The 16,295-nt window shown below is 74.2% G+C and carries 17 protein-coding genes; 12 read left to right on the plus strand and 5 right to left on the minus strand.

Annotation, left to right across the window (positions count from 1 at the left end; genetic code table 11):
- The first annotated feature begins 73 nt into the window (after nt 1–73).
- Both ACFYNS_RS23975 and mycP read left to right on the plus strand, forming a co-directional pair.
- Complete coding sequence (locus ACFYNS_RS23975; protein WP_360303338.1) at nt 74–964, plus strand: hypothetical protein; 891 nt, start codon at nt 74–76, stop codon at nt 962–964.
- Complete coding sequence (gene mycP / locus ACFYNS_RS23980; protein WP_388604998.1) at nt 961–2,187, plus strand: type VII secretion-associated serine protease mycosin; 1,227 nt, start codon at nt 961–963, stop codon at nt 2,185–2,187. Before ACFYNS_RS23975 ends, mycP begins: the two co-directional genes overlap by 4 nt.
- Here mycP and ACFYNS_RS23985 read toward each other — a convergent pair.
- Nucleotides 2,111–2,998: a serine hydrolase gene (locus tag ACFYNS_RS23985; protein WP_388605000.1), complete on the minus strand. Its 888-nt coding sequence runs from the start codon at nt 2,996–2,998 to the stop codon at nt 2,111–2,113. The genes mycP and ACFYNS_RS23985 overlap by 77 nt on opposite strands.
- 69 nt (nt 2,999–3,067) lie before the next feature.
- Between ACFYNS_RS23985 and ACFYNS_RS23990 the strand changes: the two genes are divergently transcribed.
- Entirely contained in the window at nt 3,068–3,865 is a 798-nt protein-coding gene (locus ACFYNS_RS23990; RefSeq protein WP_388605001.1) for an SseB family protein, read from the plus strand.
- A gap of 130 nt (nt 3,866–3,995) precedes the next feature.
- Nucleotides 3,996–4,760 carry an MIP family channel protein gene (locus ACFYNS_RS23995; RefSeq protein WP_360303677.1) on the plus strand — a complete coding sequence of 255 codons (765 nt, stop codon included), beginning with the start codon at nt 3,996–3,998 and terminating at the stop codon, nt 4,758–4,760.
- 46 nt (nt 4,761–4,806) lie between these two features.
- Here ACFYNS_RS23995 and ACFYNS_RS24000 read toward each other — a convergent pair whose 3' ends face one another.
- On the minus strand, nt 4,807–5,181 hold the full coding sequence (locus ACFYNS_RS24000) for a DUF1844 domain-containing protein (protein WP_075000409.1): 375 nt from the start codon (nt 5,179–5,181) through the stop codon (nt 4,807–4,809).
- Nucleotides 5,182–5,569: 388 nt separating this feature from the next.
- Here ACFYNS_RS24000 and infC point away from each other — a divergent pair, with 388 nt between their 5' ends.
- The 8 genes from infC to ACFYNS_RS24040 all read left to right on the plus strand — a co-directional run bounded on the left by infC (nt 5,570) and on the right by ACFYNS_RS24040 (nt 14,887).
- Nucleotides 5,570–6,250: a translation initiation factor IF-3 gene (gene infC, locus ACFYNS_RS24005; protein WP_388605035.1), complete on the plus strand. Its 681-nt coding sequence runs from the start codon at nt 5,570–5,572 to the stop codon at nt 6,248–6,250.
- Nucleotides 6,251–6,351: 101 nt separating this feature from the next.
- Nucleotides 6,352–6,546, plus strand: a complete 195-nt coding sequence (gene rpmI / locus ACFYNS_RS24010) for a 50S ribosomal protein L35 (RefSeq protein ID WP_019360090.1) — start codon at nt 6,352–6,354, stop codon at nt 6,544–6,546.
- An 80-nt stretch (nt 6,547–6,626) separates the two neighbouring features.
- Nucleotides 6,627–7,010 (plus strand): 50S ribosomal protein L20, encoded by a 384-nt coding sequence (rplT, locus tag ACFYNS_RS24015; protein WP_019360089.1) that lies wholly within the window; start codon nt 6,627–6,629, stop codon nt 7,008–7,010.
- 138 nt (nt 7,011–7,148) lie between these two features.
- Nucleotides 7,149–7,952 (plus strand): RNA methyltransferase, encoded by an 804-nt coding sequence (locus ACFYNS_RS24020; RefSeq protein ID WP_360303284.1) that lies wholly within the window; start codon nt 7,149–7,151, stop codon nt 7,950–7,952.
- Between the two features lie 103 nt (nt 7,953–8,055).
- Nucleotides 8,056–9,174: an ATP-binding protein gene (locus ACFYNS_RS24025; RefSeq protein ID WP_360303282.1), complete on the plus strand. Its 1,119-nt coding sequence runs from the start codon at nt 8,056–8,058 to the stop codon at nt 9,172–9,174.
- A gap of 164 nt (nt 9,175–9,338) precedes the next feature.
- On the plus strand, nt 9,339–10,460 hold the full coding sequence (gene pheS, locus ACFYNS_RS24030) for a phenylalanine--tRNA ligase subunit alpha (RefSeq protein ID WP_360303280.1): 1,122 nt from the start codon (nt 9,339–9,341) through the stop codon (nt 10,458–10,460).
- Nucleotides 10,460–13,015: a phenylalanine--tRNA ligase subunit beta gene (gene pheT, locus ACFYNS_RS24035; RefSeq protein ID WP_388605004.1), complete on the plus strand. Its 2,556-nt coding sequence runs from the start codon at nt 10,460–10,462 to the stop codon at nt 13,013–13,015. Before pheS ends, pheT begins: the two co-directional genes overlap by 1 nt.
- Nucleotides 13,016–13,135: 120 nt before the next feature.
- Nucleotides 13,136–14,887, plus strand: coding sequence for an MFS transporter (locus ACFYNS_RS24040; protein WP_360302202.1), 1,752 nt, complete (start codon nt 13,136–13,138; stop codon nt 14,885–14,887).
- 157 nt (nt 14,888–15,044) lie between these two features.
- Here ACFYNS_RS24040 and ACFYNS_RS24045 read toward each other — a convergent pair whose 3' ends face one another.
- The 3 genes from ACFYNS_RS24045 to ACFYNS_RS24055 all read right to left on the minus strand — a co-directional run bounded on the left by ACFYNS_RS24045 (nt 15,045) and on the right by ACFYNS_RS24055 (nt 16,252).
- A complete protein-coding gene (locus ACFYNS_RS24045; RefSeq protein WP_360302205.1) occupies nt 15,045–15,614 on the minus strand; it encodes a hypothetical protein in 570 nt (189 codons plus the stop codon).
- Nucleotides 15,611–15,814: a hypothetical protein gene (locus tag ACFYNS_RS24050; RefSeq protein WP_360302208.1), complete on the minus strand. Its 204-nt coding sequence runs from the start codon at nt 15,812–15,814 to the stop codon at nt 15,611–15,613. Before ACFYNS_RS24050 ends, ACFYNS_RS24045 begins: the two co-directional genes overlap by 4 nt.
- Nucleotides 15,815–15,955: 141 nt before the next feature.
- On the minus strand, nt 15,956–16,252 hold the full coding sequence (locus tag ACFYNS_RS24055) for a hypothetical protein (RefSeq protein WP_360302211.1): 297 nt from the start codon (nt 16,250–16,252) through the stop codon (nt 15,956–15,958).
- Nucleotides 16,253–16,295 lie beyond the last annotated feature (43 nt).

The raw sequence follows: 16,295 nt of genomic DNA on the forward strand, positions 1-16,295 counted from the left end.
GCGGCCCGCCGCGCCTGCCGACCCGGGACCCACGCCGCCGCCCGCACCGAGGGGACCCGCCAGGCTGCGCCCGATGCTGTCCGCCGCGCCCTTCGGACCCTCCCCGCTGACGGTGCGTTCGCTCGTCGTCGCCGTCTGCCTCGTGCTCGGTGTCGGGCTGCTGGGCGGCGCGGCCGCCGGGACGCTGCTGTCCGGGGACGAGGCGGGACGGCACTCGGTGGCCGCCGGGTTCGACGGGGCCCGCGCCGCCTGGCACGAGATCCCGGTCGACGACCTGTTCCCGCGCACCCTGGCGGGGAAGGGCGCCGGACCCGGCGGCGCCGACCGCGGCTGGACCCGCATCGCGGTGGCCCCCGACAGCGGCTGCGCGCACGCCTTCGACCCGCTGCTGGCCAAGGCGCTCAGCCCGGTCGGCTGTGCCCGGCTGGTGCGGGCCACCTACGCCGACGAGACCTCCAGCAGCGTCACCACGGTCGGGCTGATGTTCACCAAGGCCGCTCCGGCCGCCATGCGGGACCTGCGGCAGCGGTTCGCCGCCCAGAACCTCGGCCGGCGCACCGATCTGATGCCCCGTCCGTACGCCGCCCGCGGCACGGTCGCCGCCGACTTCGGCGACGCGCAGCGCGCCAGCTGGACGGTGCACGTGCTCCGCGACGCGCCTGTCGTGGTCTACTCGGTCTCCGGTTTCGCCGACGGCCGCGTCGTCACCGACCCGCAGTCGGCGAACGACGCCACCCGCAAGGCCGAGACCTCGGCCGCGGCGCAGGCCGGACTCGGCCACGAGGCCCAGGGCATCGCCGACCGGATCGAGCGGCGGCTGCGCCAGGCCACCGTCCGGCGGGAGTCCGGCGATGCCGACCCGGCGGCGAAGGGCGGCCGGGACACCGAGGACCGGGACCGGGCCGACGGAGACGGCCACGGCGGCGGCAGGGACGACGGTGCCGGTGAGGACGGAAGCCGATGAAGCCTCTGCTGCGTACGCTGCTGCCCCTGCTCTGCACCGTGCTGGCACTCGGTCCGCTCGCCGCGAGAACGGCCCACGCGCGGGGTGCCGGCCTCCAGGAGAAGGAGTGGGCGCTGGACGCGCTGCACGCCCGGGAGGCGTGGAAGACCACCAAGGGCCGCGGCGTCACCGTCGCCGTACTGGACACCGGCGTCGACGCCGACCACCCCGACCTGCACCGCAATGTCCGCTCCGGCGAGGACATGGTCGGCATGGGCGCCGGGAAGGGCGACCGCGCCTGGGCCCGGCACGGTACCGCCATGGCCGGGATCATCGCCGGGCACGGCCATGGCAAGGACGGCGAGGACGGGGTGCTCGGCATCGCGCCCGAGGCCCGCATCCTGCCGGTCCGGGTGCTGCTGGAGGAGAAGGACCCGCAGCGTGCCGAGGCCCGCGACCGGCGCAAGACCGCGCTGGCCGACGGCATCCGCTGGGCCGCCGACCACGGCGCCGACGTCATCAACCTCTCGCTCGGGGACGACAGCGACTCCGCGCACCCCGACGCCCGGGAGGACGCCGCCGTCCGCTACGCGCTGCGCAAGGGCGCCGTCGTCGTCGCCTCGGCCGGCAACGGAGGGGAGGACGGCGACCACATCTCCTACCCCGCCGCCTACCCCGGGGTGATCGCCGTGGCCGCGGTCGACCGGAACGGCGCGCGGGCCTCCTTCTCCACCCGCCGCTGGTACGCCACCGTGGCCGCGCCGGGCCAGGACATCCTCATCGCCGACCCCGACCGCAGCTACTACCAGGGCTGGGGGACCAGCGCCGCCGCGGCCTTCACCTCCGGCGCCGTCGCGCTGGTGCGGGCCGCCCACCCCCAGCTGAGCCCGGCCCAGATCAAGGAGCTGATCTCGGACACTGCCGGGCACACCCCGGAGGGCGGACGCAGCGACGCGGTCGGCACCGGGGTGGTGGACCCGGCGGCGGCCATCGAGGTGGGCTCCCACATCGAGCCGCGCGCCCAGCGGCCGTCCGTGGGCTCGTACCGCAAGGAGTACTTCGGCTCCGCGCGGGCGGGGGACGAGGGCGGCCCCGGCTGGTTCGCGATCCTGGCGGGTGCGGCGGGTGCGGTTCTGATCGGCACCGCCGTCGCCGTGCACCGCGGGTTCACTCCCCGGAAGCCGGCCCGGCTGCTCCGCCGCTCCGTGCGATCGGTTCCCGGCCCCGGCCCGCCCGGTCCGTGAGCCCCCGCACCGCGGCGCGGGCGGCCCGCTCCACCGCGGCGACGCCCTCCTGCCGGGTGGTGTGCCCGTCCGAGAGCACCGCCAGCAGCCAGGGGCGGCCCGCCGCGGTCACCCGCCCCACGCTGCTGACCACCCACAGCCCGGTCGCCGTGCGCGGCAGCCAGCCGTTCTTCACCTCGCCCTGCGGTACCCCGGGCGCGTCGTCACAGGGGTCGGCGGCAGCGGTGACACCCCAGCGCTGTCCGGGGACGACGCGGCCCATCAGGTGTCGCACCCACTGCCGCGCCCACGGCGCGAGCACCTCCCGCCGCGGCCCGCGGCCGTGCACGGCACGCAGCAGCGCGAGCTGGTCCGCGGCCGTGGTCGTGCTCAGCCCCCAGCGCCCGTCCGGGGCCGCGCGGGTACGGGCCGTCCCCAGCAGCCGTCCGGCCGCGGTGACGCCCGCGGCGCCTCCGGCGGCCTGCCACAGTGCGTTCGCGGCGGCGTTGTCGCTGCGCTCGATCATCGCGGCGGCCCACGCCCGCTCCTGAGCCGTCACCTCCCGCGCCCGATGCCCGAGCGCGCCCTGCGCCCGCAGCGCCAGCGCCGCGAGGATGTGCACCTTCATCACGCTCGCCGCGACGAACACCTCCTCCGCGCCGCGCGCCACCGGCTCCGGTGCGCCCTCCAGCGGCTGGGCGGCCAGGGACAGCCGCGCCGGGGGAGCCGGCTCGGGAAGCCGTGCCGCGTCCCGCGGCACCGTCCGCGCGGGTTCCGGCGACAGTCGTGCCGGCTCGGGCGCCCCGCCCGCCGTCCCTCCTCGCGCGTTCATCCCGCCGACGCTACCGGTGCCCGCCCCCTCCCGCAGCCCATGGTTCCCGGCACCCGATACGCTCGGTGCGTGGCGCTCAAGAACATTCCGGCATCGGCCTTCTCCCGAGACGACGGCACCGCCGACGCGGCGCTCGCCGAGGCGCTCGCCGCATGGGAGGCCGAGGGCCGGACACCGGGGGCCGAGCCCGGGATCCTGGAGGCGCTGCGCGAGGCGCGGCTCCTGGTTCCCGTCGTCGCCGTCCTCACCGAGGCCGAGACCGGCGAGGACGGGCTGCGCCGCGACAAGACCAGCGAGATGGCCGTCCCCACGCTGAACGCGCCCGGCGGGCGGCGGGCGCTGCCCGCCTTCACCTCCACCGAGGCGCTGTCCCGCTGGCGGCCCGACGCGCGCCCGGTGGCCGTACCGCTGGGGCAGGCGCTCCAGGCGGTCGCCCACGAGCAGGCGGACACGCTGCTCCTCGACCTGGCCGGTCCGGTGCCCTACGAGCTGACCGGGGCGGCGCTGCACGCGCTGGCCGAGGGACGCGTCCACACGTCGGTCTCGGCCGACCCGGCCGTCGCCGGGGCGCTGCGTGCGGTGCTGGCGGCCGAGCCCGCTGTGCTCGGCGCCCATCTGGCACCCGGGAGTGCCGACGGCTCCGGGGACGGCGTGCTCGCCCTCGCCCCGGCGCCCGGAGCCGAGCTCCAGTCCCTCGCCCAGCGGGTGGCCGGTGCGCTGGCCGCCGACGAGACGCTGCGCGCCCGGTTGACGCGGGGACTCGACCTGGCGCTCCTGCCACCGGGCAGCCCGCTGCCCGAGGCGGCTTTCTACCGCGCTGACCGGACCGGCCCCGCCGACGGGACCGGCCCCGCCGACCCGGCCTGACGGGCGCGTCCGGTGCCGTCCGGGCGGGCCGTCTCGACATGCGGGCCGGGCGGCCGCATCGGACACTCAGGAGGAATGCCGGGAACGTCCGACCCCCGGCCGTCTCCGACGACCCCCACGGGAGGTCGACATGCAGGTCAAGTCGCTCCAGGCCAGTCCGGAACAGATCAGAGACCTGGAAGACAAGCCACAGCCGATCGCCGCGGAGTTCCTGGGCACTCTGCTGCTGGTGTTCTTCGGCGTCGGCGCCGCCGTGCTGGCGGCCGAGTACGTCGGCTCGCTGGGTATCGCGCTCACGTTCGGCTTCGTGATGCTGGCCATGGCGTACGCCGTCGGCCCGATCTCCGGTTCCCACCTCAACCCCGCGGTGACGCTGGGGATGTTCCTGGCCGGACGGCTCGATCTGGAGCTGGCGGTCAAGTACTGGGTCTCGCAGCTGGTCGGCGGGATCGCGGGCGCCGCGCTGCTGTTCCTGGTCGCCAAGCAGGTGCCGGGCCTGGAGACGAGCGGAAGCTTCGGCAGCAACGGCTTCGGTGACCGCTCGGCGGTGCACATCAACACCGGCGGCGCCTTCGTCGCCGAGGTGGTGCTGACGTTCCTGTTCGTCTACACCGTGCTCGCGGTCACCCACAAGGTGGCGGTGGTCGGCTTCGACGGGCTGCCCATCGGTATCGCGCTGGCCGTCGTCCACCTGGTCGGCATCCCGCTGACCGGCACGTCGGTGAACCCGGCCCGGAGCCTGGGGCCCGCTCTCTTCGCCGGTGGGGCCGCCCTCACCCAGCTGTGGATGTTCATCGTCGCCCCGCTGGTGGGCGGGGCCGTGGCGGCCTATGTGCACATGGTCACGCACCCGCAGCCCAACCGCCGGTCGCGCCGCGAGGCGAGGGTCGACTGAGATGCGCACGGCCCCGGACGGCCCCGCGCGGCAGCAGTCCCGCTGCTCAGCCGTGCACGGGCCCGGTGTACTTCTCGCCGGGTCCCTGCCCCGGCTCGTCCGGGACGGTGGACGCCTCGCGGAAGGCGAGCTGGAGCGACTTGAGGCCGTCGCGCAGCGGCGCGGCGTGGTACGAGCCGATCTCGGTGGCGCTCGCGGTGACGAGCCCGGCCAGCGCCTGGATCAGCTTGCGCGCCTCGTCCAGGTCCTTGTGCTGCGCGCCCTCCTCGGCCAGGCCGAGGTTGACGGCGGCGGAGCTCATCAGGTGCACCGCCACGGTGGTGATCACCTCGACGGCCGGCACGTCCGCGATGTCGCGGGTCAGGTTGTCGAAGTCGGGGGTCTGACCGGAGGGCTCCCCGGCGGCTGCGGCGTCACTCATGCGGATCACCCTAAGCCCCCGCCGCTCCCGTATTGTCGTACGGTCCGCGCGGCCCGCCGCAGCGCGGACGGCCGGGCTCCGGCGCCGGCGCGACGGCCGGGCCCGGCAGGTCCGGCCGCGCCCCGGCGGGGGCCGGGCGGCGTTCCCGGCGCCCTGCTGCTATGCTGGGACACCGACCGGCTGAAGTCCGTCCCCGCCGCCAGCGACAGGGACCGACTCCAGCCCGCAAGTGGAGGCTCCGCTCTCCCACCTGGTGGCCCTTCGGGCCGCGGGTCAAAGGTCAGGCTGCGCCCCGCGGTTTCCGCGGCGGTGCTCCCGGTCTGTGAGGAGCCCCGCCTGTGACCCGTCCGGGGCGTTTTTCGCGTTCGCGTGCGGTGGTCACCAACTGATTGCAGATTCATGCGCGGCCGTCCGCCAGACGCTCGCGCGGTGTACCCGAGGAGGCCCCATCAGCGCCGAGCCCCGCATCAACGACCGCATTCGCGTCCCCGAGGTGCGACTCGTCGGTCCCAGCGGCGAGCAGGTCGGCATCGTGCCGCTTGCCAAGGCCCTGGAGCTCGCCCAGGAGTACGACCTCGACCTGGTCGAGGTCGCGGCGAACGCCCGTCCGCCGGTGTGCAAGCTCATGGACTACGGCAAGTTCAAGTACGAGTCGGCCATGAAGGCCCGTGAAGCGCGCAAGAACCAGGCGCACACGGTCATCAAGGAGATGAAGCTCCGGCCGAAGATCGATCCGCACGACTACGACACCAAAAAGGGTCATGTCGTCCGGTTCCTCAAGCAGGGTGACAAGGTCAAGATCACGATCATGTTCCGCGGTCGTGAGCAGTCCCGCCCCGAGCTGGGCTTCCGACTGCTGCAGCGGCTCGCGGACGACGTGGCGGACCTGGGCTTCGTGGAGTCCAACCCGAAGCAGGACGGCCGCAACATGATCATGGTTCTCGGTCCGCACAAGAAGAAGACCGAGGCGATGGCCGAGGCCCGCGAGGCGCAGGCCGCCCGCAAGGCGGAGCGCCAGCAGGGGGCCGCACCCGCTGAGGAGTCCGCCGAGGAGCCTGCCGAGGCGTGAGCACTCCCGGGGCACCCGCCCTGGAACCCGAAACGAACGAACGGCGCTTCCGCCTGCCCGCCGGGCACCGGGAGCGTCTCGACGAGGAGTGAAACGGCGACATGCCGAAGAACAAGACGCACAGCGGTGCCCGCAAGCGCTTCAAGGTCACCGGCTCCGGCAAGGTGATGCGCCAGCGCGCCGGCCGCCGCCACCTTCTCGAGCACAAGCCGTCCACGCTGACGCGCCGCCTTGCCGGCAAGACCGAAGCGGCCCCGGCCGACGCCAAGAAGATCAAGAAGCTTCTCGGCAAGTAAGTCCCCGCACGACCGGGACCCCATCGACTCGGGCCGGGCAGTGAAGCCCCTTCCCGGACCCGCCAACAAGGAGTAATCACGTGGCACGCGTCAAGCGGGCGGTCAACGCTCAGAAGAAGCGCCGGGCGATCCTGGACCAGGCCAGCGGCTACCGCGGCCAGCGGTCGCGCCTGTACCGCAAGGCGAAGGAGCAGGTCACCCACTCCTACGTCTACAACTACAACGACCGCAAGAAGCGCAAGGGCGACTTCCGTCAGCTGTGGATCCAGCGGATCAACGCCGCTGCCCGCGCCAACGGCATCACCTACAACCGCTTCATCCAGGGTCTGAAGGCCGCCTCCGTCGAGGTCGACCGCAAGATGCTGGCCGACCTCGCCGTCAACGACGCCGCGGCCTTCACCGCGCTGGTCGAGGTCGCGCAGAAGGCGCTGCCGAGCGACGTCAACGCGCCGAAGGCCGCCTGAACCTCCGGCTGAGCCTTCGACCCGACGCCTTCGGCCCTGTCGCCGGACCCTCGCCGCCGTGGCTCCGCCGCGGCGGCGAGAACTGTGTGCGGCGGCGGATGCTGCCCGCCCCTCTCCGAAAGTGAGCGAGCACCCTCCATGCCCCCCGAGTTGACCTCGCTGCGGTCGCCCCGCGTCGTCACGGCCCGCAAGCTCGGCAAGCGGAGCTTCCGCGGCAAGGAGCGGCGGTTCCTGGCCGAGGGGCCGCAGGCGGTGCGGGAGGCGCTGGAGCACCTGGTCGAGGTCTACGCGACGCCGGAGGCCGCCGCCCGGCACGCGGACCTGCTGGACGCCGCCCGAGCGGCCCGCGTCCCGGTGCTCACCGCCTCCGACGAGGTGGTCGCGGAGATGTCCGACACCGTCACCCCGCAGGGCGTCGTGGGGCTCTGCCGCTTCGTCGACCGGCCTTTCGCCGAGATCGTGGCGGCCCGCCCCCGGCTGGTCGCCGTCCTCGCACATGTGCGCGACCCCGGGAACGCGGGCACCGTGCTGCGCTGCGCCGACGCCGCCGGAGCCGACGCGGTGGTGCTGACCGACGCCTCGGTGGACCTGTACAACCCCAAGGCGGTGCGGTCCTCGGCCGGTTCGCTCTTCCATCTGCCCGTCGCCGTCGGCGTCCCCGTCGAGGAGGCGGCCCGGGCCCTGACCGGGGCCGGGGTGCGCGTGGTGGCCGCCGACGGCACCGGGGAGCGGGACCTGGACGAGGAACTGGACGCCGGTGCGATGGCCGGGCCCACCGCCTGGGTGTTCGGCAACGAGGCGTGGGGGCTGCCGGAGGCGACGCGGGCGCTGGCGGACGCCGTGGTCCGGGTGCCGCTGCACGGCCGCGCCGAGAGCCTCAACCTCGCGACGGCCGCCGCCGTCTGCCTCTACGCCTCGGCGCGCGCCCAACGTGCCCGCTGAGGTGCCCTCGTGCCCGCTGAGGTGCCACGCGGTCACCCAGAGCTAGTAGGGTGTCGCCCCCGGGCGCCGGGTACCGAGGGCGCCGGAGGAGGGGCGGAACGGCATGGACGTGCAGCCCGACGACCTGCCTGACGGACTCGTGGTCGCCGACGGCGCCGGGCGCGTCGTCTGCTTCAACGCCGCGGCGGCCCGCATCACCGGGCGGTCCCGGGAGGAGGCGCTGGGCAGTCCGCTGCACACCGCGCTCCCGCTGGAGGACCTGGACGGGCGCCGCTGGTGGCAGCTGACCGACCCGTACGGCGGGCTCGCGATCCGCAGCGCGCAGCCCGAGCGGAACCTGCTGCTGCCCGGCGGCCACGAGGTGCTGGTCGCGGCGCGCTATGTACGGGACCGCCCGTGCGGGCCGGTCGAGCGGGTCGTCGTCACGCTGCGCGGCACCGAGGCCAGACGGCGCACCGAGCGCAGCCATGCGGAGCTGATCGCCACCGTCGCGCACGAGCTGCGCTCGCCGCTCACCTCAGTCAAGGGGTTCACCGCGACGCTGCTGGCCAAGTGGGAGCGCTTCACCGACGACCAGAAGCGGCTGATGCTGGAGACCGTCAACGCGGACGCCAACCGCGTCACACGGCTCATCGCCGAGCTGCTGGACATCTCCCGCATCGACTCCGGGCGGCTGGAGGTGCGCCGCCAGCGGCTCGACCTGCCGGCCGTGGTGCGGCGGCACGTGGAGGCCCATATCGCCGCGGGCGAGCCCGCCTCCCGCTTCCGCACGGAGATCGCCGACTCGCTCCCCGACCTGTGGGCCGACCCCGACAAGATCGAGCAGGTGCTCGCCAACCTGCTGGAAAACGCGGTGCGGCACGGCGAGGGAACTGTCACCATCGAGGTGCGCCCCGCGTCGTCCCCGCGGGAGCCCGGCACCGCCGGGACGGCCGTCACGGTCAGCGACGAGGGGCCAGGTATCCCGGAGGAGTCCATGAGCCGCGTGTTCACCCGCTTCTGGCGCGGCAGCAGGCGCGGCGGTACGGGCCTGGGCCTCTACATCGTCAAGGGCATCGTGGAGGCGCACGGCGGTGTCATCACCGTCGAACGGGCGCAGGGCGCCGACCGCTCCGGGGCCGCCGCGCGGCCTCAGGCCGGTGCGGGATCCGAGAGCGCGGACGCGAGCGGGGCCCGGTTCCGATTTATCCTGCCCGTGGGCGCCCCGGCCTTCCTGGCCTGACCCCGAGCTCCACCGGCGCGCACGGGCCGACTCCGCAACCAGGCACCGCAGGCCCGGCGGCCTCCGCGTGTCCGCCACCGGGCGGCCCCCCTTAGACTCGGGCCCCGGCACGCAGTCACCGGGCACGGGCGGGGCGCAGCCACCAATCGGAAACACGGGAAGAGATGTCGGCACCCAACAAGTCGTACGACCCAGTCGAGGTCGAGGCACTGAAACCGGAAGCGATCGACCGGGCCAGGGACGAGGCGCTCGACGCCGTCGCCGCCGCCGGGGATCTGGAGGCGCTGCGCGAGGTCAAGGCGGCGCACGCGGGGGACCGCTCCCCGCTGGCGCTGGCCAACCGCGAGATCGGCGCGCTGCCGCCGCAGGCGAAGGCGGAAGCGGGCAAGCGAGTCGGACAGGCCCGCGGGGCCGTCAGCAAGGCCCTCAAGGCCCGGCAGGAGGAGCTGGAGCGGGAGCGCGACGAGCGTGTGCTGGTCGAGGAGGCCGTGGACGTCACGCTGCCCCACGACCGCCGTCCGGCCGGCGCGCGGCACCCGCTGACCACGCTGTCCGAGCGGATCGAGGACGTCTTCGTGGCGATGGGCTACGAGGTCGCCGAGGGGCCCGAGGTCGAGGCCGAGTGGTTCAACTTCGACGCGCTCAACCTGGACCCCGACCACCCGGCCCGCACCATGCAGGACACCTTCTTCGTGCGGGGTCCGGGCGGTGCCGAGGACTCCGGCGTGGTGCTGCGCACCCACACCTCCCCGGTGCAGATCCGCTCGCTGCTGGAGCGCGAACTGCCCGTCTACGTCATCTGCCCCGGCCGGGTCTACCGCACCGACGAGCTGGACGCCACGCACACCCCCGTCTTCGGCCAGGTCGAGCTGCTGGCCGTCGACGAGGGGCTGACCATGGCCGACCTCAAGGGCACCCTCGACCACATGGTCTCGGCGCTGTTCGGGGAGGGGCTGGGCACCCGGCTGCGGCCGTCCTACTTCCCCTTCACCGAGCCCTCCGCCGAGATGGACATGGTGTGCTTCGTGTGCCGGGGCACCTCCGTGGGCGACCCGGACAACCCCTGCCGTACGTGCAGCAGCGAGGGCTGGATCGAGCTGGGCGGCTGCGGCATGGTCAACCCGCGGGTGCTGACGGCCTGCGGTGTCGACCCGGAGCGCTACAGCGGGTTCGCCTTCGGGTTCGGCATCGAGCGGATGCTGATGTTCCGCCACAACGTCGAGGACATGCGAGACATGGTCGAGGGTGACGTGCGCTTCACCCTGCCGTTCGGGATGGAGATCTGATGCGGGCGCCGCTTTCGTGGCTGCGGGAGTACGTCGACCTGCCGGCTTCCGAGACCGGCCGGGACGTCGCGGCCAGGCTGATCGCGGCCGGGCTCGAGGTCGAGACGGTGGAGCGGACCGGTGCCGGGCTCAAGGGCCCGCTGGTGGTGGGCAGGGTCCTGGCCATCGAGGAGCTGTCCGGGTTCAAGAAGCCCATCCGCCACTGCCAGGTGGACGTGGGCGCGGCCAACGGCACCGGGGAGCCGCAGAACCTCATCTGCGGGGCCACCAACTTCGCCGTCGGCGACAAGGTCGTCGTCGTGCTGCCGGGTGCCGTGCTGCCCGGCGGGTTCGAGATCAGCGCCCGGAAGACCTACGGGCACGTCTCGGAGGGCATGATCTGCTCCGAGCGGGAGCTGGGCCTGGGCGAGGACCACGGCGGGATCCTGGTGCTGCCGCCCGAGCACGAGGCCGGCACCGACGCGATCGAGCTGCTCGAACTCGTGGACGAGGTCCTCGACATCGCGGTGACGCCCGACCGCGGCTACTGCCTCTCGCTGCGCGGCCTGGCCCGGGAGACGGCGACCGCCTACGGGCTGCCGCTGCGCGACCCGGCGCTGCTGGACGTGCCCCCGCCGACCGCGGACGGCTACCCGGTGCGGGTCGCCGACCCGCTGGGCTGCGACCGGTTCACCGCGCGCACCGTCTCCGGGCTGCGCCCCGGGGCCCGGTCCCCGATCTGGCTGCAGCGCAGGCTGCAGAAGGCCGGGATGCGCCCGGTCTCGCTGCCCGTCGACATCACCAACTACGTGATGCTGGAACTGGGCCAGCCGCTGCACGCCTACGACCGCTCCCGGGTCCAGGGCACCATCGGGGTGCGCCGCGCCGAGAGCGGCGAGAAGCTGATCACCCTCGACGGGGTCAAGCGCACCCTCGACGCCGGTGACCTGGTCATCACCGACGACCGCGGGCCCATCGGCCTGGCCGGCGTGATGGGCGGCGCCGACACCGAGATCGCCGACGCGGCCGCCGGCCCGGACGGTGCCACCGCCGCCGGTACGACGGACGTGGTGATCGAGGCCGCGCACTTCGACCCGGTCTCCGTCGCTCGCAGCGCACGCCGCCACAAGCTCTCCTCGGAGGCGTCGCGCCGCTTCGAGCGCGGCGTCGACCCGCAGGCCGCGGCAGCGGCGGCGCAGCGCACGGTCGACCTGCTCAAGCTCCTCGCGGGCGGCACGGCCGACCCGGGCGTCACCGAGATCACCACTCCCTCGGGGCCGCGTACGGTCCGGATGGCCGCCGACCACCCCGACCGCGTCGCGGGCGTCGCCTACGGCCGTGAGACGGTCGTGCGCCGCCTCCAGCAGGTCGGCTGCGACGTCTACGGGAACACCGCGCCGTCCGGCACCCCGGGCGCCCCGGACGAGCTGACGGTCACCGTGCCGTCCTGGCGGCCCGACCTGACGGACCCGAACGACCTGGCCGAAGAGGTCGCCCGGTTGGAGGGCTACGAGAACCTGCCCGCCACGCTGCCCAGGCCGCTGCCGGGCCGCGGGCTGACCGAGCGCCAGCGGCTGCACCGCCGCGTCGGCCGCGCGCTGGCGGGCGCGGGCTATGTGGAGGCGCCGTCGTACCCGTTCGTCGGGGCCGCGGCCTTCGACGCGCTGGGCCTGGAGGCGGGCGACCCGCGGCGGCGCACGGTGCAGCTCGTCAATCCGCTCTCCGACGAGGAGCCCGGGCTGCGCACCACGCTGCTGCCCGGTCTGCTGGCCTCGCTGCGCCGCAACGACGGGCGGGGCAGCCACGACCTGGCGCTGTTCGAGACGGGCCTGGTCTTCCTGCCCACCGGCACGGGCGACTCGGCCGGACGGCCCCCGGTCACCCGGCGGCCCACCCGGGAGGAGCTGGACTCGCTGGATGCCGCGCTGCCCGAGCAGCCCCGGCACGTGGCCGTCGTCCTGGCCGGCTCCCGGGAGCGCGCCGGATGGTGGGGCGCGGGCCGTCCTGCCACCTGGGCCGACGCCGTCGAGGCGGCGCGCACCGTGGCCGCCGAGGCCGGGGTGCGGCTCACCGTGGAGAGCGCCGCCTTCGTGCCCTGGCATCCGGGGCGCTGCGCCGCGCTGTATGTGCTGCTGGACGGCGCGCAGGTACTGGCCGGGCATGCCGGGGAGCTGCATCCGCGGGTGCTGAAGGCGCTGGGCCTGCCGGAGCGCACCTGCGCCATGGAGCTGGACCTCGACCTGGTCGAGCGGGCCGGAGGCGACCCGGTGCGGGCGCCGCACGTGTCCACGTTCCCGGTGGCCACGCAGGACGTGGCCCTGGTCGTGGACGCGGCCGTGCCGGCCGCCGCGGTGGAGAGTGCGCTGCGGGCCGGTGCCGGCGAGCTGCTGGAGTCGCTGCGGCTGTTCGACGTCTTCACCGGCGAGCAGTTGGGCGCGGGCCGCAAGTCGCTGGCCTACGCGCTGCGCTTCCGGGCTCCGGACCGCACGCTCAAGGCCGAGGAGGCGTCCGCCGCGCGGGACGCGGCCGTCGCCGAGGCGGTCGAGCGGACGGGCGCGGTGCTGCGGGGCGCCTGACCGATTCTCGTCCCGGCGTTCGAGGGGACATCCGTCACCGGCGGATGTCCCCTCATCTTTTCGGGTGAGAAGCCCGGACGATCTTCTGATGGACGGTCGGCGGCGGTTACGGGTGACGGCGTGGCAGCAGCGAACTCATCATCCCGTCCGGCGGACACCCCGCTCCGCAGCCTGATCCCTGCTCGTATCGACCGGATGCCCTGGTCCGGCTTCCACACGAAGATGATCGCGGCGCTGGGCTGTGCGTGGATCCTGGACGGCCTGGAGATCACGGTCGCCAGTTCGGTCACCTCGGTCCTCACCCGCTCGGACACCCTGGGGCTCTCCTCCAGCGAGGCGGGGCTGATCGCGACCGTCTACCTGGTCGGCCAGGTCACCGGTGCGCTCTTCTTCGGCCGGATGGCCGACCGCTTCGGGCGGCGGAAACTCTTCCTGCTGACGTTCGGCGTCTACCTGTTCGGCAGCGGGCTGACCGCGCTCACCTACGGGCAAGGGCCCGGCTGGGACGCCTTCCTGTACATGACCCGCTTCATCGCCGGAACCGGTATCGGCGGCGAGTACGCGGCCATCAACTCGGCGATCCAGGAGATGATGCCCGCCCGCTTCCGGGGCCGGGTCGATCTGCTGGTCAACGGCACCTACTGGGCCGGCGCCATGGTCGGCACCGTCGCCGAGCTGGTGATCCTCAGCTCCTTCGACGACGCGGTCGCCTGGCGGATCGGGTTCCTGCTCGGCCCGGTGCTGGGCTTCTCCGTGCTGTTCGTCCGGCGCCATCTGCCCGAGAGTCCCCGCTGGCTGATCATGAACGGGCGGGAGGCCGAGGCCGAGGCCGCCATCGCCCGGATCGAGTCCGCCGTGCGCGCCCACGGCAAGAAGCTGCCGCCGGTCGAGGACGAGGACGCCATCGAGATCAGCGAGTCGGCACACAGCACCTACGTCACGCTGCTGCGGGTGCTCTTCCGCCGGTACCCCAAGCGGGCCGTGCTCGCCTCCACGCTGATGATCACGCAGTCGTTCCTCTACAACGCGATCTTCTTCACGTACACCCTGGTACTGACGAAGTTCTACGGCGTCTCGGACAAGGACGCCCCGATGTACCTGCTCGCGTTCGCCGCGGGGAACCTGCTGGGTCCGATCATTCTGGGGCCGCTCTTCGACATCGTGGGACGGCGCTGGATGATCGCCGGAACCTATCTCTTCTCCGGATGCGCGCTGGGCGTCACCGCGACGCTGTTCGTCGCCGACGTGCTGACCGCGACCACCCAGACCGCCGCCTGGTGCATCATCTTCTTCTTCGCCTCCGCGGGCGCCTCCTCCGGCTACCTGACGGCGGGCGAGATCTTCCCGCTGGAGGTGCGCGGCAAGGCCATCGCGCTCTTCTTCGCCATCGGCCAGGCCGCCGGAGCCACCGGACCCTACTTCTACGGTTGGCTCATCGGCGACGGCACCGAACGCGGCAGGCTCTACATCGGCTTCCTGGTCGGCGCGGTCATCATGGTCATCGGAGGACTGGCCGAGACCTTCCTCGGCGTGGACGCCGAGCGCAAACCCCTGGAGGCGGTCGCCATGCCGCTCTCGGTGGTGCGGACCTCGGTCGACGCGGCCCGCCGCCGGACGGTCGAGAAGCTCAAGAAGCCCGGCGACCAGCCGACGGCCGCGTCGGACCAGTCGTCGGATGCGCCGCCCGGCGCGCCGGATCCGACGCTGGAGGTGCCGGACCGGACCGCGGCCGCCCCCTCCGACAGCAAGCCCGACAAGCCGCTCGGAACGCCGAGCGGTTCCTCCGGCACGTCCAACACGTCGGGCGGCCCCTCCGACGACGACCCGGACCAGCCGGGCGGCGAGCCGCACGCCGACACCCCCGCCGTGTGACGGCGAGCCGCCGGGCCGGGGCTGCTCCCGGGCCCGGCCGGTGCCGCCGCGGGGCCGCGCACACCCGCCGGGGCCGGTCCGGGAGCGCGGCGCCGACTCGCCCGGCGGAAGTCGTCCCGGCGCACCGCCGTGTGACGCCGGGCCGTACGGCGAGGGGTCACGGCCCGTCGCCGTCCCGGCGCAGGTGAGAGCGGTACAGGACGTCGATCGGTTCGGGGACGGTGTCCGGGTCGGTGGGCAGCCGGACGCACAGGCCGCAGCGCCACTCCTGGAGGCCGGGTCCGGTGCAGCGGACGTGGACGACCAGGTGGAGGTTCTGGTCCGCGGGACAGACCGCGCAGCGGTAAGGGGCCGCGGGCAGTACGCCGGTGCGGGCGGCGGCCAGCAGCCGGACGCACGCCTCCAGTTGCACGTCCGGCGGATCGTGCGCCAGCCAGCGGGGGAGCAGCCGGAACGGCGGGATGTCCGCGCCCGCGGCGAGAGCCACCCCCCAGGCCCACGCCTCCTGCGCGGCGGCGAGAGCCAGCCGGCTGGCGGCGTGGGTGGCCGGATGGGCGCTCTCCGCACCGCGCGCCTGCCAGGCCAGGTGGGTGAAGGCCGCGGTCCGGTCGGCGAGCGCAGCGTCCGACCATGCGGCGGGCGCGGTCACGGCGGTGCCCTCCCAGTACCGCCCGAGCCCGCCGGACACGACCTCCAGCAGGCCGCTCGGCGCGTCGTGGCCGGTCACGGTGTGCCGTCCTGTCCGGCGGTTCCGGGCATCAGCGGTCCTCCTGACGGGTGAGCGGGTGGGCAGCGGCGGCAGCGGGCGCTGACGACGCGGCCCGCGTCGTCGCGTCCGCTGGTCAGCTCCAGGGGCTGCTTGCAGCGGGGGCAGGCGCCGTACCAGGTGCCGCCACGGGGCGTGGTCGTCGCGGGTTCAGGCGGCATCGCGGTCACGTCCCTCCCGGCAGCGCGGGCACCGGCAGGGCCCCCAGTCGGCACGCGTGGCACAGCGCTTGCCGCCGCGCAGCGTGCGCCACCGGCTCCAGGTCCGGCCGCCGTCACGGGAGACGCGGATCCTCAGGGTGCTCATGCGCGGCGGCTCCCGGCGAGCCGACGGCCGAGCTCGCGCAGCCCGCGGCGCCTGCGTTCCAATGCGGCCTCGTAGTCCGCGCGTTCCCCTGCGGCGGCGGCACGTACGTGCTCCGGACGGGCCCGCCACTCGTAGCCGGTCGGGGTCACCAGGACGTACCTCGGCGGCGGCCCGCCGAGGACCTGCTGTACGCGGCCCACCCAACCGGGCTCGGGCGGCACGAGCTGCCGCGTGGCCTCGTCCACCAGGTAGTCACCGCGCTTGAAGGGTGCGCGCTCCGTCGTCTGTGTCATCGCCGTGTCCTCTGTAGTGGGCAATGCACAGACGGTAAGAAGC

Source organism: Streptomyces sp. NPDC006925 (assembly GCF_042869575.1).
In the GTDB taxonomy this organism is placed as follows: domain Bacteria; phylum Actinomycetota; class Actinomycetes; order Streptomycetales; family Streptomycetaceae; genus Streptomyces.

Coding starts and splice junctions, on each gene's coding strand:
- ACFYNS_RS23975 (WP_360303338.1), top strand. CDS start 74: ATGCTGTCCGCCGCGCCCTTCGGACCCTCCCCGCTGACGGTGCGTTCG.
- mycP (WP_388604998.1), top strand. CDS start 961: ATGAAGCCTCTGCTGCGTACGCTGCTGCCCCTGCTCTGCACCGTGCTG.
- ACFYNS_RS23985 (WP_388605000.1), bottom strand. CDS start 2,998: ATGAACGCGCGAGGAGGGACGGCGGGCGGGGCGCCCGAGCCGGCACGA.
- ACFYNS_RS23995 (WP_360303677.1), top strand. CDS start 3,996: ATGCAGGTCAAGTCGCTCCAGGCCAGTCCGGAACAGATCAGAGACCTG.
- ACFYNS_RS24000 (WP_075000409.1), bottom strand. CDS start 5,181: ATGAGTGACGCCGCAGCCGCCGGGGAGCCCTCCGGTCAGACCCCCGAC.
- rpmI (WP_019360090.1), top strand. CDS start 6,352: ATGCCGAAGAACAAGACGCACAGCGGTGCCCGCAAGCGCTTCAAGGTC.
- ACFYNS_RS24020 (WP_360303284.1), top strand. CDS start 7,149: ATGCCCCCCGAGTTGACCTCGCTGCGGTCGCCCCGCGTCGTCACGGCC.
- ACFYNS_RS24025 (WP_360303282.1), top strand. CDS start 8,056: ATGGACGTGCAGCCCGACGACCTGCCTGACGGACTCGTGGTCGCCGAC.
- pheS (WP_360303280.1), top strand. CDS start 9,339: ATGTCGGCACCCAACAAGTCGTACGACCCAGTCGAGGTCGAGGCACTG.
- pheT (WP_388605004.1), top strand. CDS start 10,460: ATGCGGGCGCCGCTTTCGTGGCTGCGGGAGTACGTCGACCTGCCGGCT.
- ACFYNS_RS24050 (WP_360302208.1), bottom strand. CDS start 15,814: ATGCCGCCTGAACCCGCGACGACCACGCCCCGTGGCGGCACCTGGTAC.
- ACFYNS_RS24055 (WP_360302211.1), bottom strand. CDS start 16,252: ATGACACAGACGACGGAGCGCGCACCCTTCAAGCGCGGTGACTACCTG.